Source organism: Streptomyces sp. G5(2025), assembly GCF_049542075.1.
Taxonomy (GTDB): Bacteria; Actinomycetota; Actinomycetes; order Streptomycetales; family Streptomycetaceae; genus Streptomyces.
In genome coordinates, this window is the sequence record NZ_JBMUZT010000006.1 from 4,101,800 (window position 1) to 4,127,091 (window position 25,292).

At 71.0% G+C, this 25,292-nt stretch carries 21 protein-coding genes, 1 tRNA gene and 2 pseudogenes; 16 read left to right on the forward strand and 8 right to left on the reverse strand.

Going from position 1 to position 25,292, the window contains the following annotated elements; all coding sequences use genetic code 11:
* Positions 1-6: 6 nt before the first annotated feature.
* The 9 genes and pseudogenes from ACOBQB_RS29440 (at position 7) to ACOBQB_RS29480 (ending at position 6,557) form a co-directional block, all read left to right on the forward strand.
* Entirely contained in the window at positions 7-273 is a 267-nt protein-coding gene (locus tag ACOBQB_RS29440; protein WP_423595871.1) for an acyl carrier protein, read from the forward strand.
* Positions 270-719 (forward strand): annotated as a pseudogene (locus ACOBQB_RS29445) (SRPBCC family protein); the annotation flags it as partial. The gene ACOBQB_RS29440 and the pseudogene ACOBQB_RS29445, both read left to right, overlap by 4 nt.
* 78 nt (positions 720-797) lie before the next feature.
* Positions 798-1,427: pseudogene (locus tag ACOBQB_RS29450) on the forward strand (SDR family NAD(P)-dependent oxidoreductase); the annotation flags it as partial.
* A gap of 68 nt (positions 1,428-1,495) precedes the next feature.
* Complete coding sequence (locus ACOBQB_RS29455) at positions 1,496-2,245, forward strand: SDR family NAD(P)-dependent oxidoreductase (protein ID WP_423595873.1); 750 nt, start codon at positions 1,496-1,498, stop codon at positions 2,243-2,245.
* A gap of 1 nt (position 2,246) precedes the next feature.
* A complete protein-coding gene (locus tag ACOBQB_RS29460) occupies positions 2,247-2,573 on the forward strand; it encodes an antibiotic biosynthesis monooxygenase family protein (protein ID WP_423595875.1) in 327 nt (108 codons plus the stop codon).
* Entirely contained in the window at positions 2,570-2,914 is a 345-nt protein-coding gene (locus ACOBQB_RS29465; protein WP_423595877.1) for an antibiotic biosynthesis monooxygenase family protein, read from the forward strand. Before ACOBQB_RS29460 ends, ACOBQB_RS29465 begins: the two co-directional genes overlap by 4 nt.
* Before the next feature lie 2 nt (positions 2,915-2,916).
* Positions 2,917-4,176 (forward strand): cytochrome P450 family protein, encoded by a 1,260-nt coding sequence (locus ACOBQB_RS29470; protein WP_423595879.1) that lies wholly within the window; start codon positions 2,917-2,919, stop codon positions 4,174-4,176.
* 59 nt (positions 4,177-4,235) lie between these two features.
* Complete coding sequence (locus tag ACOBQB_RS29475) at positions 4,236-5,039, forward strand: SAM-dependent methyltransferase (protein ID WP_423598837.1); 804 nt, start codon at positions 4,236-4,238, stop codon at positions 5,037-5,039.
* Between the two features lie 6 nt (positions 5,040-5,045).
* On the forward strand, positions 5,046-6,557 hold the full coding sequence (locus ACOBQB_RS29480) for a peptide MFS transporter (protein ID WP_423595881.1): 1,512 nt from the start codon (positions 5,046-5,048) through the stop codon (positions 6,555-6,557).
* A gap of 255 nt (positions 6,558-6,812) precedes the next feature.
* Here the strand turns inward: ACOBQB_RS29480 and ACOBQB_RS29485 are convergent.
* Positions 6,813-6,886 (reverse strand) — tRNA-Gly (locus ACOBQB_RS29485).
* Between the two features lie 580 nt (positions 6,887-7,466).
* On the opposite strand from ACOBQB_RS29485, the gene dcd reads away from it, so the two are divergent.
* Together dcd and ACOBQB_RS29495 are read left to right on the forward strand one after the other, a co-directional pair.
* The gene (gene dcd, locus ACOBQB_RS29490; protein ID WP_423595883.1) at positions 7,467-8,042 is read left to right on the forward strand and encodes a dCTP deaminase; all 576 of its coding nucleotides are present in this window, start codon (positions 7,467-7,469) and stop codon (positions 8,040-8,042) included.
* 8 nt (positions 8,043-8,050) lie between these two features.
* Positions 8,051-8,548, forward strand: coding sequence for a phosphoribosyltransferase (locus ACOBQB_RS29495; protein ID WP_205034608.1), 498 nt, complete (start codon positions 8,051-8,053; stop codon positions 8,546-8,548).
* A 74-nt stretch (positions 8,549-8,622) separates the two neighbouring features.
* Here the strand turns inward: ACOBQB_RS29495 and ACOBQB_RS29500 are convergent, their stop codons facing one another.
* From ACOBQB_RS29500 to ACOBQB_RS29530, 7 genes are all read right to left on the reverse strand, one after another.
* Entirely contained in the window at positions 8,623-9,612 is a 990-nt protein-coding gene (locus tag ACOBQB_RS29500; protein ID WP_423595885.1) for a Yip1 family protein, read from the reverse strand.
* Positions 9,613-9,753: 141 nt separating this feature from the next.
* Positions 9,754-11,208, reverse strand: a complete 1,455-nt coding sequence (locus ACOBQB_RS29505; RefSeq protein WP_423595887.1) for an FG-GAP repeat protein — start codon at positions 11,206-11,208, stop codon at positions 9,754-9,756.
* A gap of 74 nt (positions 11,209-11,282) precedes the next feature.
* Positions 11,283-12,770, reverse strand: coding sequence for an FG-GAP repeat protein (locus ACOBQB_RS29510; protein ID WP_423595889.1), 1,488 nt, complete (start codon positions 12,768-12,770; stop codon positions 11,283-11,285).
* Positions 12,771-13,035: 265 nt separating this feature from the next.
* On the reverse strand, positions 13,036-14,487 hold the full coding sequence (locus ACOBQB_RS29515; protein ID WP_423595891.1) for an FG-GAP repeat protein: 1,452 nt from the start codon (positions 14,485-14,487) through the stop codon (positions 13,036-13,038).
* Positions 14,488-14,545: 58 nt separating this feature from the next.
* Positions 14,546-15,955: an FG-GAP-like repeat-containing protein gene (locus ACOBQB_RS29520; RefSeq protein WP_423595893.1), complete on the reverse strand. Its 1,410-nt coding sequence runs from the start codon at positions 15,953-15,955 to the stop codon at positions 14,546-14,548.
* A 156-nt stretch (positions 15,956-16,111) separates the two neighbouring features.
* Positions 16,112-17,545: an FG-GAP repeat domain-containing protein gene (locus ACOBQB_RS29525; RefSeq protein ID WP_423595894.1), complete on the reverse strand. Its 1,434-nt coding sequence runs from the start codon at positions 17,543-17,545 to the stop codon at positions 16,112-16,114.
* A gap of 226 nt (positions 17,546-17,771) precedes the next feature.
* Complete coding sequence (locus ACOBQB_RS29530; RefSeq protein WP_423595896.1) at positions 17,772-20,039, reverse strand: (Fe-S)-binding protein; 2,268 nt, start codon at positions 20,037-20,039, stop codon at positions 17,772-17,774.
* 360 nt (positions 20,040-20,399) lie between these two features.
* Here ACOBQB_RS29530 and dnaK point away from each other — a divergent pair, with 360 nt between their 5' ends.
* From dnaK to ACOBQB_RS29555, 5 genes are all read left to right on the forward strand, one after another.
* Complete coding sequence (gene dnaK / locus ACOBQB_RS29535; RefSeq protein ID WP_423595898.1) at positions 20,400-22,256, forward strand: molecular chaperone DnaK; 1,857 nt, start codon at positions 20,400-20,402, stop codon at positions 22,254-22,256.
* A complete protein-coding gene (gene grpE / locus ACOBQB_RS29540; protein WP_423595900.1) occupies positions 22,256-22,951 on the forward strand; it encodes a nucleotide exchange factor GrpE in 696 nt (231 codons plus the stop codon). The genes dnaK and grpE overlap by 1 nt, the downstream gene beginning before the upstream one ends.
* Before the next feature lie 33 nt (positions 22,952-22,984).
* Entirely contained in the window at positions 22,985-24,178 is a 1,194-nt protein-coding gene (gene dnaJ, locus ACOBQB_RS29545) for a molecular chaperone DnaJ (protein ID WP_423595902.1), read from the forward strand.
* A gap of 3 nt (positions 24,179-24,181) precedes the next feature.
* The gene (locus tag ACOBQB_RS29550; RefSeq protein WP_423595904.1) at positions 24,182-24,637 is read left to right on the forward strand and encodes a heat shock protein transcriptional repressor HspR; all 456 of its coding nucleotides are present in this window, start codon (positions 24,182-24,184) and stop codon (positions 24,635-24,637) included.
* A gap of 133 nt (positions 24,638-24,770) precedes the next feature.
* The gene (locus ACOBQB_RS29555; RefSeq protein WP_423595906.1) at positions 24,771-25,283 is read left to right on the forward strand and encodes a hypothetical protein; all 513 of its coding nucleotides are present in this window, start codon (positions 24,771-24,773) and stop codon (positions 25,281-25,283) included.
* The last annotated feature ends 9 nt before the right edge of the window (positions 25,284-25,292 follow it).

The following is a 25,292-nucleotide window of genomic DNA, read 5'->3' on the forward strand; positions in this document are numbered from 1 at the left end:
CTCCCCATGGCGGAGTTCACCCTCGACGACATCCGGCGAATCCTGCGCGCGAGCGCCGGCGTCGACGAACAGACCGACCTGGACGGCGAGGACTTCGCCGGCACCGCGTTCGTCGACCTCGGCTACGACTCCCTGGCCCTGCTGGAACTCGTCAACCGCATCGAGCGCGAGTACGGCATCCAGATTCCCGAAGGCGACCTGGCGCACACCCGAACCCCGTTCGAGACCGTCTCCTATGTCCAAGCCCGGCTCACGGAGGCCCGAGTCCGATGACAGGACACACCGACAACGCGATCGTCGTCGAGGCACCGATGGACCTGGTGTGGACGATGACCAACGACGTGGCCGCCTGGCCGCGCCTGTTCAACGAGTACGCCTCAGCCGAGATCCTCGGCCGGGACGGCGACACCGTCACCTTCCGCCTCGCCCTGCACCCGGACGAGAACGGCACGGTCTGGAGCTGGGTGTCCGAGCGCACCCCCGACCCGGCCACCCGCACCGTCGCGGCCCGCCGGGTGGAGACCGGCCCCTTCGCGTACATGAACATCCGCTGGGAGTACGAGGAGGTGCCCGGCGGCGTACGGATGCGCTGGATCCAGGACTTCGAGATGAAGCCCGACGCCCCGATCGACGACGCCGGGATGACCGCCAGGCTCAACCGCAACACCGCGGTCCAGATGCGGCTGATCAAGGCCAAGGTGGAGACCGCGGCCCGGGCCGGCCGGCAGCTCCGGGGCAAGCGCGTCCTGGTGACCGGCGGCACCCGCGGCATCGGGCGGGGCATCGTCCTTGCCGCGGCCCGGGCCGGGGCCGACGTCGTCACCTGCTACCGCGCCCCGGGCCCCGCCGTCGCCACGCTGGAGGAGGAACTGGCCGGCACGCTCGGCAAGCACCAGGTGCTGCGGGCCGACGCCGCCGAAGAGGCGGACGTGGACCGGCTGGCCGCCGCGTGCGAGGCGAGCCTCGGCGGCCTCGACGCCGTCGTCAACAACGCCGCCACCTTCCGACCCCAGCCGTACGCCGACCTCGGACCCGCCGAGTGGGCGGCCACCCTCCAGGGCAACCTCACCGCCACCCATCTGGTCACCCAGCGCACCCTGCCGCTGCTGTCCGCCGGCTCCTCGGTGGTCAACATCGGCTCCACGGTCGCCTTCATCGGCATGGCCGGCGGCGTCCACTACACCACCGTCAAGTCCGCGCTGGTCGGCATGACCCGCTCGCTGGCCCGGGAGCTCGGACCGCGCGGCATCCGCGTCAACACGGTCTCGCCCGGCCGTATCGCCACCGAGGCGCTCGACGAACTGCCCGCCGAAGAGGCCGAGCGGCAACGCGCCACCTTCGCCTCCTTCACCGCGCTCGGCCGGCTCGGCACCGTCGACGACATCGCCCAGGCCGTGCTGTTCCTCATCAGTGACCACGCCGGCTGACGTGAGCGGCCAGAACATCCACGTCGACGGCTGCGTCTGAGCCGCGGCCCAGCCACGGAGGGAATCCCATGGAACTCGCACTGCACGGCAGGAAACTCCTCGTCACCGGCGGCACCCGGGGCATCGGGCGCGGCATCGTCCTCGCCGCCGCCCAAGCCGGCGCCGACGTCCTCACCTGCTACCGGCAGGAGAGCGAGGCCGTCGACAGCCTGACCGCCGCGCTGAAGGAGACGGCCGGCGACCACCACGTGATCCGCGCGGACGTCGGCGACACCGCCGAGGTCGACCGCCTCGTCGGCGAGGCCAGGGACCGCTTCGGACGGCTCGACGGGATCGTCAACAACGCGGGCGTGATCAGCCACATCCCGTTCGCGGAACTGCCCGCCGACGAGTGGGCGCGGATCATCGACACCAACCTCACGGCCGCCTACCGGATCATCCAGCAGGCGCTGCCGCTGCTCGGCACCGGCTCCTCGGTGGTCAACATCGGCTCGCGCGGAGCCGCCGCGGGCATCCCGCTGCGTGCCCACTACACCGCCGCCAAGGCCGCCATGATCGGGCTGACCCGCTCACTCGCCAAGGAACTCGGCCCGCAGGGCATCAGGGTCAACGTGGTCGCCCCCGGCGTCATCGAGACCGAGGCCTTCGCCACCATGCCCGCCGACCGCGCCGACGGACTGCGGGCCACCTACTCCCGCAAGACAGCGCTCGCCCGCCTCGGCACCGTCGAGGAACTCGCGGGCCCGGTGCTGTTCCTGCTCTCCGACGCCGCCGCGTACATCACCGGCGAAACCCTCAACGTCGACGGGGGGATCTGACATGCCCGAACCCGCCGAGAAGGTCTTCCGGGTCATGCTGCGGATGCAGATCAAGCCCGGCATGGAGGACGACTTCGAGAAGGTGTGGCGCGAGGTCGGCGACTCGGTCACCACCCACCCCGCCAACCTCGGTCAGTGGCTGTCCCGCAGCACCGAGGAGGACGGCGTCTACTACATCGTCAGCGACTGGATGAACGAGCCGCTGTTCCGCGAGTTCGAGACCAGCGACCGGCACCTGGAACACCGTCAGAAGCTGCACCCGTACCGCTTCGGCGGCTCCATGACGACCATGCAGGTGGTCGCCGCCCTGTCCGGCGCCGCATCGTGACCGGCGGTGCCATCGAGGTGGTGCTCTACCACCTGAGCGACGACCCGGACCGGGTCCTGCCCGCCTACCACGAGGCCAGCCGGCGGATGGCGGGCACCACCGGCCTGCTCGGCAACAAACTGCTGCACGCCCTCGGCGACCCGCGCTCCTACGTGGTGGTCAGCCGCTGGTCGGACTGGGAGGCGTTCACCGCGTGGGAGAGCGGCGCCGCCCACAAGAACCAGACCGCCCCGCTGCGGCCGCTGCGCGACACCGGCCGGGACCGGCCCTTCGAGATCTACCGGGAGCTCGCCCGCTACGCGGGGGACCGGGCCGCCGCCGACGTCACGGAAGGAGTCTGACGATGGCACGCACCGAAGCCCGGCAGACCGCTCCGCCGATCGACCTGTTCACCCCAGCCTTCCACCAGAACCCGCACAAGGCACTGGCCGACCTGCGGCGGACCGCGCCCGCCGTGCCCGTGACCACACCGAACGGCCTGCGCACCTGGCTGGTCACCGGATACGAGCACGCCAGGGCGCTGCTCGCCGACCCCCGGCTGAGCAAGGACATGCGGGTCGGCCGGGACCTCATCCCGCGGAACTTCGCCGATCCCGACAGACAGCGGGAGTTCCTCGCGGAGTCGGGGGAGCGCAGCCAGTTCCCCCATGTCCTCAGCGTGCACATGCTGGACAGCGACCCGCCGGACCACACCCGGCTGCGCCGGCTCGTCGGCCGGGCCTTCACCGCGCGCCGGGTCGAGTCCCTGCGGCCGCGTATCACCGAGCTCACCGACGAACTGCTGGACGCCATGACCGGGTACGGGCGGCTGGACCTCATGGAGGCACTGGCCTTCCCGGTGCCGTTCACCGTCATCTGCTGGCTGCTCGGCGTGCCCCCGGGCGACCGGTCCGCCTTCCGCCGCTGGTCCAACCTGCTCGTCTCGGGCGCGGGCACCGACGAGGTGCGCGAGGCCGGCGCGTCGATGATCGCGTACCTGGAGGCGCTGATCGAGGCGAAGCGGGCCGAACCGGCCGACGACATGCTCACCGATCTGGTGCACGCCCAGGACGCCGGCGACGCGCTGTCGTCCGACGAGCTGATCTCCATGGCGTTCCTGCTGCTGGTGGCCGGCCACGAGACCACGGTCAACCTCATCGGCAACGGCACCGTGGGACTGCTCACTCATCCCGAGGTGCGTCGGCAGCTCGCGGCGGACGAGTCGCTGTGGCCCGCGGCCGTCGAGGAGTTCCTCCGCCACGACGGTCCGGTCACCAACGCCACCTGGCGGTTCACCACCGAGCCCGTCGAGGTCGGTTCCGTGATCATCCCCGAGGGCGAGTTCGTGACCATCTCGCTCGGCGCCGCCGGCCGCGACCCGGCCCGCTATTCCGACCCGGACCGCCTGGACATCACCCGCCCCCACACCGCCTCGGTCGCCTTCGGCCACGGCATCCACCACTGCCTGGGTGCCCCCCTCGCCCGGCTGGAGGGGCGGATCGTCCTCAGCCGCCTCCTCGCGCGCTTTCCCGCACTGCGGCTCGCCGTGGACGCGGACCAACTGCGCTGGCGCAGCAGCCTGATGATGCGCGGCCTCGAAGAGCTCCCGGTGTTCACGGCGTGACCGCCGACCCCGCCCCACCCCTACTGGAGGAGAGACCCGTGGAACGTCAGGGCACCGAACTGGAACGCCCCGCCTGGGCCCCACCGGAGGTCGACATCGACACTCCGAGCATCGCCCGGGTCTACGACCACTGGATCGGCGGCACCCACAACTTCCCGGTGGACCGGGAACTGGCCCGCAAGGTCGTGGCCGGCAACCCCGACCTCCCTGCCACCCTCAAGGCCAACCGAGCCTTCCTGAGGCGCGCGGTACGCGAGTTGTCCGCGCTCGGCATACGGCAGTTCCTCGACATCGGCTCCGGCATTCCGGCCGAGGGCAACGTGCACGACGTGGCCCTCGCCGCCCATCCGGACAGCAAGGTCGTCTACGTCGACATCGACCCGGTGGCCGTCGCACACGGCCGGGCGCTGCTCGCCGATGAACCCAGAGCGGCCGTCTTCCAGGGCGACCTGTACAAGCCCCAGGAGATCCTGGACGCGGAGGACACCCGTCGGCTGATCGACTTCGGCCGTCCGGTCGCGCTGATCCTCGCCGCCGTACTGCACTTCGTCCCGGACGGCGACGATCCGCCCTCCCTGGTACGCCGGTACACCGAGCGGCTGGCACCCGGCAGCGCCCTGGTGATCTCGCACGCCGGCGCGGAGGAGGTGCCGAGGGCGGCGCCGGAGGCGGCCGAGCAGTACCGGGGCGCGGTGAGCCAGGTGATCTGGCGCGACAACCGGGAACTCACCGCGCTGTTCGAGGGCTTCGAGCTGGTGGAACCCGGCGTGGTCCGTGCCCCGCTGTGGCGTCCCGAACCGGCCGAGACCCCCGACCCGGGCCTCGCGATGCTGGCCGGAGTGGCGCTCAAACCGGCCGGGTGACTTCCGGTGGACGCCTCCCCGACCCCATCGGACGCAGCGCCGACGACCGCCCTCGCCGCGGAGGTACGGGCAGGGAGCCGTCGCAGGCCCGGCTTCACAACCCTGCTCGCGGTCGACTTGTGGGAGCGGTTCAGCTTCTTCGGCATGGCGGCGATCCTGGTCCTCTACCTGACTGCTTCCGAGGCTCGTGGCGGCATGGGCATGGCGCCGCAGTCCGCCACCGCGATCTTCGCCGCGTACATGTCGCTCACCTTCATGGCCGGCCTGCCGGGCGGCTGGCTCGCCGACCGGGTGCTGGGCGCGCGCCGGGCCGTGCTGCTCGGCGGTGTGCTCATCACCTGCGGCCACGCGGTGCTCGCGGTTCCGGTGACGGGCACGCTCTATGCCGGGCTGCTGCTGGTCGTCGCGGGAACAGGCCTGGTCAAGCCGGCCATGGCGGCCATGGTGGCGGGGGTCGGCGGGGACGGGCAGGGCCGCCGCGAGGCGGCCTTCTCGCTCTTCTACATGTGCATCCAGATCAGCGCGCTCATCGCCCCCGTGGTCACCGGGCTGCTGGCGGAGCGCGTCGCCTGGCACCTCGGTTTCGCGGCGGCCGCCTTCGGCATGACGGCCGGGCTGATCCAGTTCGCCCTCGGCCGGCGCCGGTACGGCGACGTGGGCGCGCGTCCGCCCCGCCCGATGCCCCGCCCCGAGGCTGCCGCGATGCTCCGGCGTGCCGCCTGGGCCACTGGGACGGTGGGCGCGCTCCTGGTGGTGCCGGCGGCGTGCGGGCTGCTGCCTCTCCCCGTGGTGCTCGCCGTCCTCGGCGTGACCACGGTCGCCCTCCCCTTCTGGTACCTGCGTTCACTGCGCCGGACCCACGCGCTGGGAGCGGCTCCCGAACGCCGGCTCGCCGGATTCACCGCGCTGATGGCCGCCTCCGCCGCGTTCTGGATGATCTTCGCGCAGAGCGGCTCGGTGCTCAGCCTCTTCGCCGAGCGGCACACCGACCGGGATCTGCTCGGCTTCGAGGTCCCCGCCAGTTGGTTTCAGTCCGTGCACCCGCTCTTCGTCCTGATGGTGGCCCCGCTCTTCGCCCGGCTCTGGCTGCGTGCCGGGCCGCGCGTCGACGTACCCGTCAAATTCGCGGGCGCGCTGATCGCAGCCGGTCTCAGCTTTCTGCTGATGGCCGTCGCGGCCCGGCTCGCCGAGCACGGACCGGTCGGCCCGCAATGGTTGCTGCTGGTCTACCTGCTCTACTCCTGTGGCGAGATCGCACTCGCCCCGGCCGGTCTGGCGCTGGCCGCCACGGTCGCGCCGCCCGGCAGCACCAGCCGTCTGCTCGCGGTGAACGGCATGTTCGGTGCCGTGGGTGTGGTGGTGGGAGGCCAGCTGTTCCGGCTGACCGCCGTACTGTCGCCGGCGGCCTACTTCCTGCTGGTCGGTGCCTTCGTACTAGTGGTCGGCGCAGCGGTCGCACTCGGCACCCCACAGCTACGCCGACTGCTCGGCCGACCGGCAGATCCCAGCAACAGCTGAGCTCACGAGGAAGGCTTCGTCGATGTAGTCGCGTCGTTCCCGGCGGGTCCACAGCCGTGGGAAGCCGTACGGCAAGGCAGTTGAGGCGGCCGCGCGGCGTGCTACAGCCTGGGGAGCGACATGGCTGCCCGCACAGTCGCCCAGGGACGGCACTGGGACGTCCGCACGACCTCTGCTCAGGGCACCCGAAGGGAACGCGGCCGCAAAGCGGCCCGGACAACAACAGCCCCAGGCCGTTGGCCTGGGGCTGCACTGTGGAGCGGGTGACGAGAATCGAACTCGCACTCTCAGCTTGGGAAGCTGATGTTCTACCACTAAACTACACCCGCGAAACGCGCCGCCGGAAGCGGTTGCGTACCGTCGCACACTCTACCTCATCACGGGCCCCGGGCGCCGCCGCCGCGGGGCCCGTGTGCTGTGCGGGGCGTGGATGCGCCGTGCGGTGGGAGGGAGTTGGGGCGTACCGTAGGCGGACCGCCGAGGGGTCGCCGCTGTGGTCGTGCCGCTTGAAGTGGCGTCCCTTTCATACCGTAATGTGGGCTTTCGTCGTCGGCTCGGAAACGGGTCTCAGACGTACGAGTTCACACACGGCTTTGGGGAAGGGACTCGAGGACTTGATGGAGCGCACCGTCGTCCGATGTGCCGAAGGGCACGTGTTCAGCACCGCGTCGTTCCCGATGCAGCAGGCCGGCCTCGGGCCGGGCCGGCTCATCCGCTGTCCGCGCTGCGCCCGGCTCCGGCACGCCGTGCCGGTGGCCTTGCAGAAGCAGTAGCCGAGCAGGAGCCGAGCAGGAGCCGAGCGGCAGCCGTCGGCACGGGCACACCCGGGGCATATCCGGTTCAGGCGCGCGGGGTCGTCACCGTCCAGGAGATTGTGGCGGGCCCGCGCGCTCTGCGTATCCTCGGTGCGTGCTTCTCTCAGACAAGGACATCCGGGCCGAGATCGACTCCGGACGGGTACGGATCGACCCGTACGACGAATCCATGGTGCAGCCTTCGAGCATCGACGTGCGGCTGGACCGCTACTTCCGGGTGTTCGAGAATCACCGTTACCCACACATCGACCCCTCCGTGGAGCAGGCCGACCTGACGCGGCTGGTGGAGCCGGAGGGCGACGAACCGTTCATCCTCCACCCCGGGGAGTTCGCCCTCGCCTCCACGTACGAGGTCGTCAGCCTTCCCGATGATCTCGCCAGCCGGCTGGAGGGCAAGTCCAGCCTCGGGCGGCTCGGGCTCGTCACGCACTCCACCGCGGGGTTCATCGACCCCGGGTTCTCGGGGCACGTGACCCTGGAGCTGTCGAATCTGGCGACTCTGCCGATCAAGCTCTGGCCGGGCATGAAGATCGGGCAGCTGTGCCTGTTCCGGCTGACCTCGTCCGCCGAGGAGCCCTACGGCTCGGCGCGGTACGGGTCGCGTTACCAGGGGCAGCGCGGGCCGACCGCCTCCCGGTCCTTCCTCAATTTCCATCGGACACAGGTGTGACATCCAGCATGAGTGACGTACGCGAGAACCTTACGTACGAGAAGTTCGGCGGCGCCGTGCGCGAGCTCGCGCAGGCCATCGCCGACGACGGGTACCGGCCCGACATCATCATCTCCATCGCCCGCGGCGGCGTCTTCGTCGCCGGTGGGCTCGCGTACGCGCTCGACTGCAAGAACATCCACCTCGTGAACGTGGAGTTCTACACCGGCGTCGGGACCACGCTGGAAATGCCCGTCATGCTCGCGCCCGTGCCCAACGCCATCGACTTCACCGACAAGAAGGTGCTCATCGCCGATGACGTCGCCGACACCGGCAAGACGCTGAAGCTCGTGCACGACTTCTGCCTCGACCACGTCGCCGAGGTGCGGTCCGCCGTGATCTATGAGAAGTCGCACTCGCTCGTGAAGTGCGAGTACGTGTGGAAGCGCACCGATGAGTGGATCAACTTCCCGTGGAGCGTCGAGCCGCCCGTCGTGAAGCGGGCCGGGCAGGTTCTCGACGCCTGACCGGTGACGTGCGTACACGCGGGAAGGGCCCGGCGGACTGAGCGTCCGCCGGGCCCTTCCTCGTCGCGTCGCCGCTAGAACGTGCCCAGCTTGATGATCGACAGGATCGCGAGCAGCTGGATCGAGGCCGCGCCGAGCGCCTTCGGCCACGGCAGGTCGTGGGACTTGCTCACCATGGTCGTCAGCAGCGCGCCCGCCGCGAGCCACGTCGCCCAGCCGAGGAGCTGGACGAAGGACTGGCCGCCGCCGAAGAACATCGCCACGATCACGCGCGGCGCGTCCGTCAGGGACATGATCAGCATGGAGAGGCCGACCGTCGGCTGCCAGGCGCCGTCGCCGCCGAGCTGGCGGGCCAGGGTGTGCGTGACCACGCCCAGGATGAAGGCGCTGATGGTGATCGCGACGCCCGTGGTGAGGACGTACGGGATCACCGCCGACAGCGTGGCGTTGACCGCGTCGGAGCGGGCGTCGTCGAAGCCGAAGATCGCGAGCAGGCCGTAGAGGAAGGTCACGACGAGGGCCGGGCCCCACATCGCGTAGTCCCGCATCTGGAGGAAGGTCGGGCCCGGGCGGAGCACGATGCCGCGCAGCAGGTCCTTCCAGTGCAGGCGCGGTCCGATCGGCCCCGCCGGGGCCTGGCCCGCGCGGTAGGTGTCGCCCTGGTGGTAGGGGTCCTCGCCGATGGAGAAGGCCTGGGTGTGCCCGGGGTTGTTGGCCGCGTACGGGTCGTAGCCGTCCTGGGGGCCGTGGCCCCGGTCGCCCGGGCCGCCGAAGTACTCCGGCTCGCCGTGGCCGCCGCCGTCGGCCTGCGGCCACTGCTGGCCGCCTCTGCCGGGCTGCGGGCCGCCGCCCCCGTACTGGGGGCCGCCACCGCCATACTGCGGGCCACCGCCCCCGTACGGGGGGCCGCCGCCGTACTGCTGCGGGTTCGGGGGCGCGGGTGGGTAGCCGTACGGCTGCTGCTGCCCCTGGGGGGCCTGCTGCCCGTACGGCTGTTGCCGCGGTTGTTGTTGCGGTCGCGGGGCGCGGTTGTCCCGGCCGCGTCCGATCCTGAATCCAGCCACGAATCGAACGTACCTGGTCTTACGGAGTGCGGTCGTCCCTCCTTGGGAGGAGAGAGGCTTTGCGGCCGACCTGTGACAACCCCTAAGGGGACCCTGAGGGGACCATGAGGGGTTTTCGGGGTTCGACGCGGGCCCGGATGGTCAGCGGGCCAGCACCGCTCCGTACGCGTACGGGTGCGAAGAGGCGGGCAGGCCGAGGGAGTTCGGGGTGAGGGCCTTGACGCCGGACGCCGTGACGGAGGGCAGCTCCCAGACGCCGCCCGCCGAGGCGTTCTCGCCCGGGGCGGCCGCGGACAGGTCGGGGCGGCCGTCGCCGTTGTGGTCGGCGGTGGTGAGGGCCGCGCCGAACGCGTCCCCCTTCTCGGCGGCGCCGGGGATGCCGGGCGAGTCCTGCTGGAACGCCGACGCGTTCGCGTTCGCCGCACCGGACGCGTCGAGGATGCCCTGCGCGCCGCCCTTGAGGACCGTGACGCTGCCCGCGCGCGCCGCGCCGCCGATGGCCTCGCCGGGGGCGCCCGCGATCAGGTCGTCCATGCCGTCGGCGTCGATGTCCACGACGGTGAGGGCGTTGCCGAAGTCGTCACCCGTCTCGGCGACGCCGGGGACGCCCGGGGTGTCCTGGTTGAGGGTCTGGCCCTCCCATACGAGCCCGCGGCTGCTCCCGTAGTGGATGTGGATGCCACCGCCCTTGGCGAACCGCTCCGGACCGCAGGGATTGTCGATGTTCTCGTCGGCGATCTCGCGGCAGTCGCCGAGCGCGAGGTCGTCGTGGCCGTCGCCGTTGAAGTCGCCGGCGGCCAGGGCGTTCGCGGCGCCGTTGTCGCTGTTCCAGTACCCGGTGAACCGGGACATGTCCGTGTTGTGGCGGTAGAGCTGGATGTGGGACTGCGTGGAGGGCTGGTTCTGCGTGTAGTACGCGACGGCCAGCTCGGGGCTGCCGTCGGAGTCGAAGTCTCCGGTCGTCATCACGGGGGCACGGCCGCCCATGCGGTCGGCCATGACGGGCTCGGTGCGTGCCGCGTACGGGTTGAGGTTGGCGACGACCTTGTCCTTGCCGCCGATCGCCAGGTCGACGTCCGTGTCGCCGGTGAAGTCGGCGGCGGCCAGGGCCAGGCCGTACGCGTCGCCGACGTGCTCGCCGCGGGCGGCGGTGTCGGCCAGGGCGAAGCCGTCGCCGGTGCCGTACAGGACGGTGACGGAACCGGCGTCGGTCTTGGCGCCCAGGTCCTCGCCGGGGGCGCCGATGACGAGGTCCGCGTACTGGTCGTCGTCCACGTGTGCGGTGGTGACGGCGGCACCGAAGCGGTCGCCGGTCTCGGGGGTGCCGGGCACCTCGACGGTGGCCTGGGTGATGCGGCGTACGCCGCCCGTGCCCGGGCCGTCCTCGCCGCCGAAGACGACGCTGACGTAGCCGGCCTTCGCCTTGCCGCCGACGGTGCCCGAGGGGACGCCGACGGCGAGGTCCGCGTAGCCGTCGCCGTCGAAGTCGCCGACGAGGGGGGCGGGGTCGGCGGGCGCCGCGGTGGCTGTCAGGGGGAGGGCCAGCAGGCCGGTCGTGGTCAGGGACGCGGCGAGGAGATAGGTGCGTATGCGCACGGGGGCTCCGGGGGTAGGGGCCGGGCCCGCGCTCGGAAAGCGGGGACCCGGCGGTCAGGGCAGGCAGGGGGAGGTCAGTCCGCGAAGGTGTAGCCGAAGGTCGGGGCGCCCTTGGCGGAGATGCCCACGGTGGAGGTGTAGACGCCGGCCGTGCCGGAGAGCGTGCCGTCCGCCTTGGAGTCCAGGAGGTAGACGGCGCCGTTCTGGGAGTTCTCGCCGGGGGTGCCCACCGCGATGTCGCCTCGGCCGTCGTCGTTGAGGTCGTCGACGTGGACGTCGGTGCCGAAGACGTCGTTCTTCTCGTTGGAGTTGGCGACGCCCGGGGTGTTCTGGCTGAGCAGGACGGAGCCGGCCGTGGAGAGGCCGGAGCCGTCCGCCGCGCCGTAGACGACGGTGACGGAGCCCGCGTCGGTCACGCCGTCCAGGTCCTCGCCGGGGGTGCCCACGACCAGGTCGAGGTGGCCGTCGCCGTTGATGTCGCCGAGGTCCAGTTCGGTGCCGAACGCGTCGCCGTTCTCGGCGCTGCCGGGCACGCCTTCGGTGTCCTGGGTGATGACCTGGCTGCCGCCGTACGGGCCGGTGGACTTGCCCTTCACGACGTACACGGTGCCGCCCTTGTGCGCGCCGGAGATGCCGTCGTCCCACGTCAAGCCGATGATGATGTCGCCGTAGCCGTCGCTGTCCGTGTCGCCCACGTCGGTGATGACGCCGCCGGGGAGCCGCTGCACACCGGTCGTGGTGACGCCGTTCGCACTGCCGGGCAGCCAGAGGTTGGCGTTCTCGCCGCCGGCGACGGAGTAGCCGTCGACGATCAGGTCGTCCTTGCCGTCGCCGTTGACGTCACCGGAGTGCAGGTTGAACGGGCCCGCGCCCTCGCCGCTGTGGATCGGTGGGGTGACGGTGTAGTGCTTGCCGGTGCCACCGGCGCGGGTGAAGCCGCCCTCGTACACGTCGATGGTGGCCGCGCCGGAGCGGGAGCCGATGGCGAGGTCGTCCTTGCCGTCGCCGTCGAAGTCGCCCGCCTGGAGGGGGCCGCCGAAGTAGTCGTGCTTGGTGGGGCGCGGGTCCTTCAGCGTGGTGCCGCCGGACAGGCCGTTCTTCGAGCCCCACAGGATCTGTACGGTGCCGCCGTCGACGTCCGAGCCGACGTCCTCGCCCATCGCGGCCACCGCGAGGTCGTCGTACCCGTCGCGGTTGAAGTCGCCGTACGCGCTGTCGATGCCGAAGCTGTCGTTCTTCTCGGCGGAGCCGGGCACGCCCGGGCTGTTCTGGCTGTACGTGGTGTGGTGCCGCTCGGCGCCGCCGTACGTCACGGTGACCTGGCCGGCTCCGGCCTGGCCCGCGACGTTGGCGCCCGAGGCGGAGGTGGCGAGGTCCGCGGCGCCGTCGCCGTTGAAGTCGGCGTCGGGCTGCGTGGCGGGGGTGGGCGCGGCCGACGCGGTGGTCGCCGTGGCGGCGAGCAGGCCGCCGGACATCGCGGCGGCGACGGCCGTGGCCGCCGCGAGGCGTATGCGCCCGGGTCTGGCGTCGGCGGCGGTGGTGGTGCGCTTGTGCTTGGCCATGCGGTTCTCCTGCGGCATGCGGGGATGCCTGGCGGGCACCCGCGATCAATGGGCTGCGGAACCAGCGCGTTCACCGGGCATTGGCCCTGGCGTCACGCTGTGGTCGGCGAAGGGGAGACCGCCGGAGGGCGCCAAGGGTTGTACGGGGGAGGTCAGTTGGGGGGCGGGGTTGCCGGGGTTCCAGAGGTGGGGAGGGGCGGCAAGGGGTGATCACGTACCCCTTCCCGCCCCTTCCCGTGCCTGTCTCACGAGGCGTACCGGAGGCCTACTTCCCCAGCACCGCCCCGTACTGCGTCACACCCGAGAGCCCCAGCTTGCCCGGCGTCACCGAGGTGACCGGCGGATTCGGGCCGTCCTTCGGGGTCGGGGCGTACCAGACGCCGCCCTTGCCGTCCTCGCCGGGCGCGCCGACCGCGAGGTCCGGGTAGCCGTCACCGTTGTAGTCGCCGGTGGTGACGTCCGCGCCGAGGCGGTCGCCGGCCTTGGCCGTACCCGCCACGTCCGTGGAGTTCTGGCTGAAGGCGGGGCCCACGAGGGAATGGCCGGTGCCGGTCGAGGCCAGGACCCAGTAGGAGCCCGCCTTCTTCGCGGTGCCGACGGCCTCCGTGTCGGCGCCGACGATCAGCTCGTCGATGCCGTCCTGGTCGACGTTGGCGACGGCGAGGTGCGCGCCGAAGTTGTCCTCGGCCTCTTGCTCGCCGCCGACGTACGGGCCGTTCTGCGTGGTGCAGGACTCGCCGCCGCCGCCGAGGGCGCCGCCCTTCTTGCCGTAGACGGTGAGGATGGCGCCGCCGAGGCTGTTCTCACAGAGGAAGGACTCGCTCTCGGGGTCGCGCTGGACGGCGCCGATGGCGAGGTCGGTGGAGCCGTCGCCGTCGAAGTCACCGGCGGCCAGGGCGGAGGTGCTGTGCTCGCCCGCGGACCACAGCCGCGTCCACTCGCCGGACGCGCGGCTCATCACCGAGGTGCCCGCGATGTCCGAGGTGGCGTACGACACCGCGATGTCGGCGCCGCCGTCACCGTCGAAGTCACCGCTGGTGAGGGCCCGCGGGCCGCCGAAGCGCCAGCCGCTGATCCGGGACAGCTCGGAGGGCGAACCCGCGGTGAACGGGCCCGGCCGCATCGAGAGCGCGCTGCTCTCGTCGAAGTGGGTGGACAGGGCGATGTCCTTGTCGCCGTCCTTGTCGAAGTCGCCGGTGGTGAGCAGGGCGCCGTAGTTCGCGTCGCTGAAGGCGCCGTTGGCGGCGGTGAAGCCGCCCTTGAAGCCGGTCGCGGAGCCCCACACGACGGTGACGGTGCCGGCGGCCAGGCCCGCCGAGTTCGCCTCCTTGGGCGTGCCGACGACCAGGTCGCCGTAACCGTCGCCGTTCATGTCGTCCGAGGCGATGGTCCTGCCGAAGCCGTCACCCGCCTCGGCGGTGCCCGGCACGCCGGTCGTGGCCTGGCTGACGGTGGTCGAGCCGTGGCCGCCGAGGCCCTTCGCGCCGCCCCAGACCACGTTGACGTAACCGGCCTTGGCCTGGCCGCCGACCGTGGCGCCCGGCACGCCGACCGCGAGGTCCGCGTAGCCGTCGCCGTTGTAGTCGGTCCGCGGCTTCGCGGGGGCGGCGGCCGCGCTGCCCGCCGTCAGGCCGGTCAGGCCGAGGGCGGTGGCGGCGCAGAGCGCGCCCGCCGCGAGGAGCTTGTTGCGCGCAGCCTTGCGCACGTACTGAGTCACTGACAGATCTCCAGCTGGATGAGAGGGAAAGAGGGAAAGGTGGGGGGGGAGGGGAACGTCAGCGGAGCGTGTGGCCGAAGCCCGCGTCCGCGCCGCCGACGCCGAAGTCCTTGCCGTTGAAGGAGGCCGCGTACGACGAGGTCAGGCCCGTGGATGTGCCCCGCAGGACCCAGACGGCGCCGGTGTCCCGCGTCGTGCCGATGTCCTCGCCGGTGGCGCCGGTGGCCAGGTCCGCCCGGCCGTTCTTGTTGATGTCCTTGAGGCGTACGGACGTACCGAAGTGGTCGTCCGGCTCGGCGACGCCGGGTACGCCCGCGGTCTCCTGGTGCCAGGCCTTGCCGGAGGTGAAGGAGCCGCCGGAGGACTTCAGGAGCGTGACGCCGCCGGTACCGGCCACCCCGTCGACGTTCTCGCCGGGCGCGCCCACCGCGAGGTCGGGGAGGCCGTCGCCGGTCACGTCGCCCGCGGAGACGGATGCGCCGAAGCCGTCGCCGTCCTCGTCGGCGCCGGGTACGCCCGGGCTGTCCTGGTGGTACGTCGTCGGGGTACCGAACGTCGGCTCGTCGTAGGTCCTCTCGCCACCGAACCGTACGGTGACCGAACCGCCCTTGCCGCCTTGCCCGTCGCGGGAGTTGCCGGTGATCAGATCGGTGTATCCGTCGCCGTCGACGTCACCCGCGGTGGCCGCGTCGCGGGTGGCGGTCGGGTCGTCGCCCTCGCCGAGGATCTCCGCCCGGTAGCCGTAATCGCCCGCGCCGCCCTTCATGTGGGCGGTCCAGGCGCCGCCGTCGGCGCGCTCCCCGTACAGGACCAGGCTGATGCCGTCCTTGTGCCGGAAGTAACCCGCGAGCATGCCGTCCAGGCGGGTGCCCTCGGGGATGAAGTCGACCTCCAGGCCGTATGCCCGGCCGTTCTCGCCGCCGCCGGCGTAGTACCACCAGTTGTCGCCGCTGACCACGGCGAGCTGGGCGGCTCCGTCGCCGTCGAAGTCGGTCCAGACGGTGGCCTCGCCGAAGCGGCCCGCGGTGTCGGCCGGGGAGTTCAGGACGCGGCCGCCGGAGGTGAAGCCGTTCTTGCCGCCCCAGACGATGGTCACGGAACCGGAGGGCTTGCCCGCGACCTTCTCGCCGGGGGCGCCGACGATCAGGTCGGCGTAGCCGTCGCCGTTCACGTCACCGGTGGTGACGTTCTCCCCGAACTCGTCCTCGGCCTCCCGTACGCCGGGCACCCCGGAGGAGTCCTGGGTGAGGGTCGTGGCCCGCCCCGGGCCGACGCCGGAGGCCGAACCGTAGGTGACCGTCACGGAGTTGGTGTGCGGTGAGCCGATCGCGAGGTCCCGGTAGCCATCGCCGTTGAAGTCGTCCCTCAGGGCGGAGGCGGCGCTCGCCGGACCCGCCAGCGGGAGCGTCAGCCCTGCCGCCGCGAGGGCCGCGACAGTGGCGGTGACGGCCAGATCTTTTACGCGCACGGGTACTCCCGGAAGTGGCAGGCCAGTTCAGCCCCAGACTCGGAGTGAACCTCTGGGCAGGGCTGGTTCCGGGTGTGTGACTCATGAGGCGTACGAAGGGTTGTGCGACGGAAGCGGGGGAAGGGGTGGGGTGGCCGCCGGATGAACGGGGCTGCTTCAGCGGCGGCCGACCCGCACCCCCACGTCGTCGGAGGTGAAGTGCCGCGCCGTTTTCGGTACGAACCCCTTCGGCGTACCGCTCAGCACCACGAAGTCCTCGTACGGGCGGGCGTGGTGGTGGGAGCGGACGATCAGGTCCCGGCGGCCGTCTCCGTCGACGTCGAGCAGGTCCTCCGGCTCGAACCGGAACGCCTCCACGTCACCGGGCAGATCCGGGTCGTCCCCTCGTACGACCTGGTGCCCCTCCATGGCGGGCCCCTCCGCGCCCCCGGGAAACAGGAGCAGCCGGTCCGTGTCACGGAGGCTGAAGCCGGGCCTGCTCGCCACCAGGTCGGGCTTCTTGTCACCGGTCACGTCACCGATCATCGGCGTGCTGCCCCACCAGGTGCCGCTCCCGGCCAGGATCCGGGAGGCCTTGCCGCGTCCGGGGCCCGCCTTCGAGCCGTGGATGAGGGTGAGCTTGCTCTCGGCTCCCGGACCCTCGATGTAGTGCTCACCGTTGGCCACGAGATCGTCGACCCCGTCGCCGTCGACATCCCCGGCCACGCCCTGGCGCGGCCCGTCGTACGTGGACATGGAGTCCAGGCCGGGCGGTACGGGGTCGCTGTTCCTGAGGCCGCCGGGGCCGCTCTGGTAGTAGTCGATCTGCGGGGGACGGCCGGTGGGCGGGTCGTCGTTCTGGTCGTACTCCTTGGCGTCCCAGGGGTACGTGAGGGCCACGTCCGTGCGGCCGTCGGCGTTGTAGTCGCCCGCGATGGCCTGTACGGGGTTCGGATGACCGCCGGGGACTTCTCCCTGCCGGGCGGGGGCGCCGCCGCGGGGGAAGGGCCCGAACAGGATCGTCCTGCCGTCGAAGAGGTCCGCGTGCCCGTCCCCGTCGAAGTCGCCCGCGGCGGCGGGCCGGAAACCGGCGTCCGGACCCGAGCCGCCGGACCGGAACGCCTCCGCCTTGACGGGGTGGCGCTTCGAGAGGCCGCGCGGCCCGCCGTAGAGGACGTAGGTGGCCCGGGGCAGCTTGGTGCCGTCGGCGTAGGTGGCCAGGTCGGTGAAACCGTCGCCGTCCAGGTCGGCGCGGAGCAGCCTGCCGATCGCCGCGCCGTAGTCGTTCGTACCCGCGGGCAGGCGCTGCGACCACTCGGGGCGCAGGCCCTTGGCGGAGCCGTAGACGACGGTGAGCGTGTTGCGCTCGTACTTGCCGCCGTTCTTGGCCTTGCGGGTGGAGGTCAGGACGGTGGCGAGGTCGTCGTAGCCGTCGCCGTTGAAGTCGCCGGGTGCGGGGTCCTGGGCGGGCTTGCCGGCGGGCGGACGCGCGAACGTCTTCGACGGCCCGTCGGAGCCCCCCTTGCCGTCCGCGTCACCGATCCCGAAGGCCCCGCACCCGGCGAGCAGGAGCGCGGCGCTGGCGAGAGCGGTGCACCGACCCCACCCCACCGGCCCCGGCCACCGCCTCCCCGGCGGACGAGTCGGGCAGGGGGCTCTGCCTCGTACGGGAATGTTCCGACGGGTGGGGCTGGTGCGCGCCCGGCCCGCCCCGTGGCCCGCGGGGCAAGCTGGTCTGGTGCGAGCTGCTCGCGGGCGCCGCCTGACCCGGGCGCGCGAACAGGCCGGCCCCGCCAGAAGGCGGAACCGGCCTGTACGTACGACCCTGACCCGGCGGCTACTTCACCGGCTCCGGCTCCGGCGAGTCCGCCGACTCCTCGTCACCCGCCGGATCGACCGGCGTCTTCACCGAGTCGAGCAGCAACTGGGCGACGTCGACGACCTGGAGGGACTCCTTCGCCTGGCCGTCGTTCTTCTTGCCGTTGACCGAGTCGGTCAGCATGACCAGGCAGAACGGACAGGCGGTCGACACGATGTCCGGGTTCAAGGACAGCGCCTCGTCGACCCGCTCCGTGTTGATGCGCTTGCCGATCCGCTCCTCCATCCACATCCGGGCACCACCGGCGCCGCAGCAGAAGCCGCGCTCCTTGTGGCGGTGCATCTCCTGCTGGCGCAGGCCGGGGACGGCGCTCATGATCTCGCGCGGGGGCGTGTAGACCTTGTTGTGACGGCCCAGGTAGCAGGGGTCGTGGTACGTGATCAGACCCTCGACCGGCGTCACCGGGATCAGCTTGCCCTCGTCGATGAGGTGCTGGAGCAGCTGCGTGTGGTGGATGACCTCGAACTCGCCGCCGAGCTGCGGGTACTCGTTGGCGATGGTGTTGAAGCAGTGCGGGCAGGTCGCGACGATCTTCTTCGCCGACTTCGGCTTCTTGGTCTCCGGATCGTCGTCGTCCTCGCCGTACGCCATGTTCAGCATCGCCACGTTCTCCTGGCCGAGCTGCTGGAACAGCGGCTCGTTGCCGAGGCGGCGGGCGGAGTCACCCGTGCACTTCTCGTCGCCGCCCATGATCGCGAACTTGACGCCCGCGATGTGCAGCAGCTCCGCGAAGGCCTTGGTGGTCTTCTTGGCCCGGTCCTCCAGGGCGCCCGCGCAGCCGACCCAGTAGAGGTAGTCGACCTCGGTGAGGTCCTCGACGTCCTTGCCGACGATCGGGACCTCGAAGTCGACCTCCTTGGTCCACTCCACGCGCTGCTTCTTGGCGAGGCCCCAGGGGTTGCCCTTCTTCTCCAGGTTCTTGAGCATCGTGCCCGCCTCCGACGGGAACGCGCTCTCGATCATCACCTGGTAGCGGCGCATGTCGACGATGTGGTCGATGTGCTCGATGTCGACCGGGCACTGCTCGACGCAGGCGCCGCAGGTGGTGCAGGACCACAGGACGTCCGGGTCGATGACGCCGTTCTCTTCGAGGGTGCCGACCAGCGGGCGCTCGGCCTCCGCGAGGGCGGCGGCGGGCACGTCCTTCAGCTGCTCCTCGGTGGCCTTCTCCTCGCCCTCCATGGACTTGCCGCCACCCGCGAGCAGGTACGGCGCCTTGGCGTGCGCGTGGTCGCGCAGCGACATGATGAGGAGCTTCGGGGAGAGCGGCTTGCCGGTGTTCCAGGCGGGGCACTGCGACTGGCAGCGGCCGCACTCGGTACACGTGGAGAAGTCCAGCAGGCCCTTCCAGGAGAACTGCTCGACCTGGGAGACACCGAAGGTGTCGTCCTCGCCCGGGTCCTCCCAGTCGATGGGCTTGCCGCCGGAGGTCATCGGCTGGAGCTCACCGAGGGTGGTGGAGCCGTCCGCGTCCCGCTTGAACCAGATGTTCGGGAAGGCGAGGAAGCGGTGCCAGGCCACACCCATGTCGGTCTTCAGGGCGACCGTGATCATCCAGATGAAGGACGTGGCGATCTTCAGGCCCGCGAAGAAGTACGTGAGGTTCTGGAGCGTGGAGACGTCCAGGCCCTCCAGCGCCGACACCAGCGGGTACGAGATGAAGAACGACGCCTCGTAGCCGTCCACATGGTGCTGGGCGCCCTCCAGGGCGTGCAGCGTGAAGATGCAGACGCCGACGATGAGGATGACGGACTCGACGAAGTACGCCTGACCCGTGTTCGAGCCGGCGAAGCGGGACTTGCGGCCCGGCTTGTCCGGGCGGTTCAGCTGCCGGATGACGATCAGCGTCAGGATGCCGAGGACGGTCATCGTGCCGAGGAACTCGACGAAGACGTTGTACGGCGCCCAGTCACCGATGACCGGCAGCATCCAGTCGGCCTTGAAGAGCTGGCCGATGGCGTTGACGATGGTCAGCAGCAGCGAGAAGAAGCCCACCGCCACGAACCAGTGCGCGACGCCGACGATGCCCCACCTGTTCATGCGGGTGTGGCCGAGGAACTCCTTGGCCACGGTCAGGGTGCGCTGCCCTGGGTTGTCGGTCCGGGTGCCGGCGGGCACGGACTGGCCGAGCCGCATGAACCGGTAGATCTGCACGATGGCACGGCCGAACAGCGCGACGCCGACCGCGATTAGGACCAGCGACACGATGATCGCGGCGAGTTGCATTTGGGGGCTCCTCGGGCCTGCGAGGCGGGACTTCGTAGCGGACTACGACTGATTACTAAGCGGTAACTTATGCAGTCCGTCTGAGACTACCCACTTACTCCGCCGCACTGTAGCCAGCAAGGCGGTGATCTGCGTCGCTCAGGCAACCCTTGCCGCGCTGCCGTGCCCCGAAGGGGCGCGGGGAACTGCGCGCCCAGCCGACCACAGACCCGCAGCCGAACACGGACCCCCGGGAGGCCACCTTGCGCGTAAGCCCCGGATAAGAGTTGAGCCCCTCCGACTCACATCTGTTGACGCCAGCGCAGCGTTCCTGCATGCTTGAGTCAGATCCACTCAAGATGTACCTCTGGAGGAACCGAAATGGCACGTGCGGTCGGCATCGACCTGGGCACGACTAACTCCGTCGTCAGCGTTCTCGAAGGCGGCGAGCCCACCGTCATCACCAACGCCGAGGGCGCCAGGACCACGCCGTCCGTCGTCGCCTTCGCGAAGAACGGCGAGGTGCTGGTCGGCGAGGTGGCCAAGCGCCAGGCCGTCACCAACGTCGACAGGACCATCCGGTCGGTCAAGCGCCACATGGGCACCGACTGGAAGGTGGACATCGACGACAAGGGGTTCAACCCCCAGCAGATCTCCGCGTTCATCCTCCAGAAGCTGAAGCGTGACGCCGAGGCCTACCTGGGCGAGAAGGTCGCCGACGCGGTCATCACCGTCCCGGCGTACTTCAACGACTCCGAGCGCCAGGCCACCAAGGAGGCCGGCGAGATCGCGGGTCTGAACGTCCTGCGCATCGTCAACGAGCCCACCGCCGCCGCCCTGGCCTACGGCCTCGACAAGGACGACCAGACCATCCTGGTCTTCGACCTCGGTGGCGGCACCTTCGACGTCTCGCTGCTTGAGATCGGCGACGGCGTCGTCGAGGTGAAGGCCACGAACGGCGACAACCACCTCGGTGGTGACGACTGGGACCAGCGCGTCGTCGACTACCTGGTCAAGCAGTTCAACAACGGCCACGGCGTGGACCTCTCCAAGGACAAGATGGCGCTCCAGCGCCTGCGCGAGGCGGCCGAGAAGGCCAAGATCGAGCTGTCCTCCTCCACGGAGACCACGATCAACCTCCCGTACATCACGGCCTCCGCCGAGGGCCCGCTGCACCTGGACGAGAAGCTCACGCGCGCCCAGTTCCAGCAGCTCACGTCCGACCTCCTGGAGCGCTGCAAGACGCCGTTCCACAACGTCATCAAGGACGCGGGCATCCAGCTCTCCGAGATCGACCACGTCGTTCTCGTCGGTGGCTCCACCCGCATGCCGGCCGTCGCCGAGCTCGTCAAGGAGCTGACCGGCGGCAAGGACGCCAACAAGGGCGTGAACCCGGACGAGGTCGTCGCCATCGGCGCCTCGCTCCAGGCCGGTGTCCTCAAGGGTGAGGTCAAGGACGTCCTGCTCCTCGACGTGACCCCGCTGTCCCTCGGCATCGAGACCAAGGGCGGCATCATGACGAAGCTCATCGAGCGGAACACCACGATTCCGACGAAGCGCTCCGAGATCTTCACGACGGCCGAGGACAACCAGCCGTCGGTCCAGATCCAGGTCTACCAGGGCGAGCGCGAGATCGCGGCGTACAACAAGAAGCTCGGCATGTTCGAGCTGACCGGCCTCCCGCCGGCCCCGCGCGGCGTCCCGCAGATCGAGGTCTCCTTCGACATCGACGCCAACGGCATCATGCACGTGACCGCGAAGGACCTCGGCACGGGCAAGGAGCAGAAGATGACCGTCACCGGCGGCTCCTCGCTGCCGAAGGACGAGGTCGACCGCATGCGCCAGGAGGCCGAGCAGTACGCGGACGAGGACCACAAGCGCCGCGAGGCCGCCGAGTCCCGCAACCAGGGCGAGCAGCTCGTCTACCAGACCGAGAAGTTCCTCAAGGACAACGAGGACAAGGTCCCCGGCGAGGTCAAGACCGAGGTCGAGGAAGCCGTCAATGAGCTGAAGGAGAAGCTCAAGGGCGAGGACACGGCCGAGATCCGCACCGCGACGGAGAAGGTCGCGGCCGTCTCGCAGAAGCTGGGCCAGGCCATGTACGCCGACGCCCAGGCCGCGCAGGCGGCCGGCGGCGAGGGCACGGCCCCCGGCGCCGAGCAGGCCAAGGAGGACGACGGAGTCGTCGACGCCGAGATCGTCGACGACGAGAAGGACCAGAAGGGTGGCGCCGCCTGATGACCGAGGAGACCCCGGGTTTTGGCGAGAACGCCGAGAAGCCTGACGTCCCCTCTGGCGCCACCCCTGATGACGCGGCGCCGAAGGCCGCCGAGCCCTCCACCGAGGAGGGCCCGGCGGCCCCGGCCGGGGACGCGGACAGCAAGACGTCCGCCCAGGATGTGAGCCTGACCGCCCAGCTGGACCAGGTGCGCACCGCGCTCAACGAGCGCACGGCGGACCTCCAGCGGCTACAGGCCGAGTACCAGAACTACCGCCGCCGGGTGGAGCGGGACAAGGTGGCGGTGAAGGAGGTCGCCTCGGCGAATCTCCTCTCCGAGCTCCTCCCGACCCTCGACGACATCGGCCGCGCCCGTGAGCACGGCGAACTCGTCGGCGGCTTCAAGTCGGTCGCCGAGGCGCTGGAGACCGTCGTCGCCAAGATGGGTCTCCAGCAGTTCGGCAAGGAGGGTGAGCCCTTCGACCCGACGATCCACGAGGCCCTGATGCACAGCTACGCACCGGATGTCACCGAGACGACGTGCGTCGCGATCCTTCAGCCGGGGTATCGCATCGGCGAGCGCACCATCCGCCCCGCTCGGGTGGCCGTCGCCGAACCGCAGCCCGGCGCGCAGACGGTCAAGGGCGACGAGTCCGCCGAAACCGCTCCGGAGGCCTCGGACGAGAAGGAGACCGGTGGCCCGGACGAGGGCTGACGGCATCGAGATGAGTAAGGAGGGACGTCGGGGATGAGCACCAAGGACTTCATCGAGAAGGACTACTACAAGGTCCTCGGCGTCCCCAAGGACGCCACCGAAGCCGAGATCAAGAAGGCGTACCGGAAACTCGCCCGCGAGAACCACCCGGACGCCAACAAGGGCAACACCAAGGCGGAGGAGCGCTTCAAGGAGATCTCCGAGGCGAACGACATCCTCGGGGACCCCAAGAAGCGCAAGGAGTACGACGAAGCGCGTGCCCTCTTCGGCAACGGCGGATTCCGGCCGGGCCCCGGAGGCGGCGGCGGATCGTTCAACTTCGACCTGGGCGACCTCTTCGGAGGCGGCGGCCCGGGTGGGGGCGGAGCGGCCGGCGGCGGCTTCGGGGGCGGCCTCGGTGACGTCTTCGGGGGCCTGTTCAACCGCGGCGGCGCGGGTGCCGGTACCGGCACGCGTACGCAGCCGAGGCGCGGCCAGGACATCGAGTCCGAGGTCACGCTGAGCTTCACGGAGGCGGTGGACGGCGCGACGGTGCCGCTGCGCATGTCCTCCCAGGCCGCCTGCAAGGCCTGTTCCGGCACCGGCGACAAGAACGGCACGCCGCGCGTGTGCCCGACCTGCGTCGGCACCGGCCAGGTCTCGCGGGGCGGCGGCGGCGGTTTCTCGCTGACCGATCCGTGCGTGGACTGCAAGGGCCGGGGCCTGATCGCCCAGGACCCGTGCGACGTCTGCCACGGCTCGGGGCGCGCGAAGTCGTCCCGCACCATGCAGGTGCGGATCCCGGCGGGGGTCAGCGACGGCCAGCGGATCAGGCTCCGCGGCAAGGGCGCCCCCGGCGAGCGGGGCGGCCCCGCCGGTGACCTGTACGTGGTCGTGCACGTCGACACCCACCCGGTCTTCGGCCGCAAGGGCGACAACCTCACGGTCACGGTGCCGGTGACGTACCCCGAGGCGGTGCTGGGCGGTGAGGTCAAGGTCCCGACACTGGGCGGTCCCGCCGTCACCCTGAAGCTGCCGCCGGGCACGCCCAACGGCCGCACCATGCGCGCCCGCGGCAAGGGCGCTGTCCGCAAGGACGGTACGCGCGGCGACCTGCTGGTGACGGTGGAGGTGTCGGTCCCGGCATCCCTGTCGGACCCGGCGAAGGAAGCCCTGGAGTCCTACCGCAAGGCGACTGCGGGCGTCGACCCGCGGGCAGAACTGTTCCAGGCCGCGAAGGGAGCGTGACCCATGGAGAGGGTCGGCCGTCGTCGCAACCCGTACCAACTCACCGACGAGACGCCGGTGTACGTCATCTCGGTGGCCGCCCAGCTGAGCGGCCTCCACCCGCAGACCCTGCGCCAGTACGACCGCTTGGGCCTGGTCTCCCCGGACCGCACCGCGGGTCGGGGCCGCCGCTACTCCGCGCGTGACATCGAACTACTGCGCACCGTGCAGCAGTTGTCGCAGGAGGAGGGCATCAACCTCGCCGGCATCAAGCGGATCATCGAGCTGGAGAACCAGGTCGCGGCGCTCCAGTCGCGGGTCGCGGAACTCTCCGCGGCCGTGGACGGAGCCGCCGCCGCCATACAGCAGCGGGAAGCGGCGGTGCACGCCTCGTACCGCCGCGACCTCGTCCCGTACCAGGACGTGCAGCAGGCGAGCGCGCTGGTGGTCTGGCGGCCCAAGAGAGCGACGGAGCAGTAACGACCGCCCTCATTCATGACGCACGCGGGGCCGGGAGGGGAACCTCCCGGCCCCTTCGCGCGTTGCGGTGGTCGACCTGAAGTGTGCTGGGCGTTGTGTGTTGTCGCGTTGTCGCGGGGGGAAGTGGATTTCCATGGCCATGGTGGGGCTGTTCTGGATCGCCGAGGGCGATGTGTACGTGGGCGCGAAGCCGTCCGGGCTCGCCGCCGGCGTGCGCCTGACCCCGGAGGGCGTGGTGGCCCTCGGCGACCGGCAGTCGGGCCTGTGGCCGTGGGAGGACGTGCGCGCCCTGGCGGTCGACGGTGCCCCCGTGAAGACGCTGAAGCGGCAGGTGGGCGCCCTGGTGGACATGGCCCTGACGGTCGGCCTCGGCGGCGCGGACGCGGCGCCGACCATGACCGTACGGCTCACCGACACGCAGGGCGCCGCACACGAACTGACCGCGTACACCGCGGCGGCGACGGGTTACTCCCCGACGGAGCACGACCTCTCCCGCGATCTCCTCGCCCACCTGACGCAGGGCGCGGGCACGCTCCTGACGACGCTGGCGGCGATGGCGGAGTGGGGGCGCCGCCGGGAGGAGGGAACGCCGCGGGCCGCCGAGCGGGAGGAGCTGCTGCGGGAGTGGATCGGGGCGGGCGGCTGACGCGGCAGC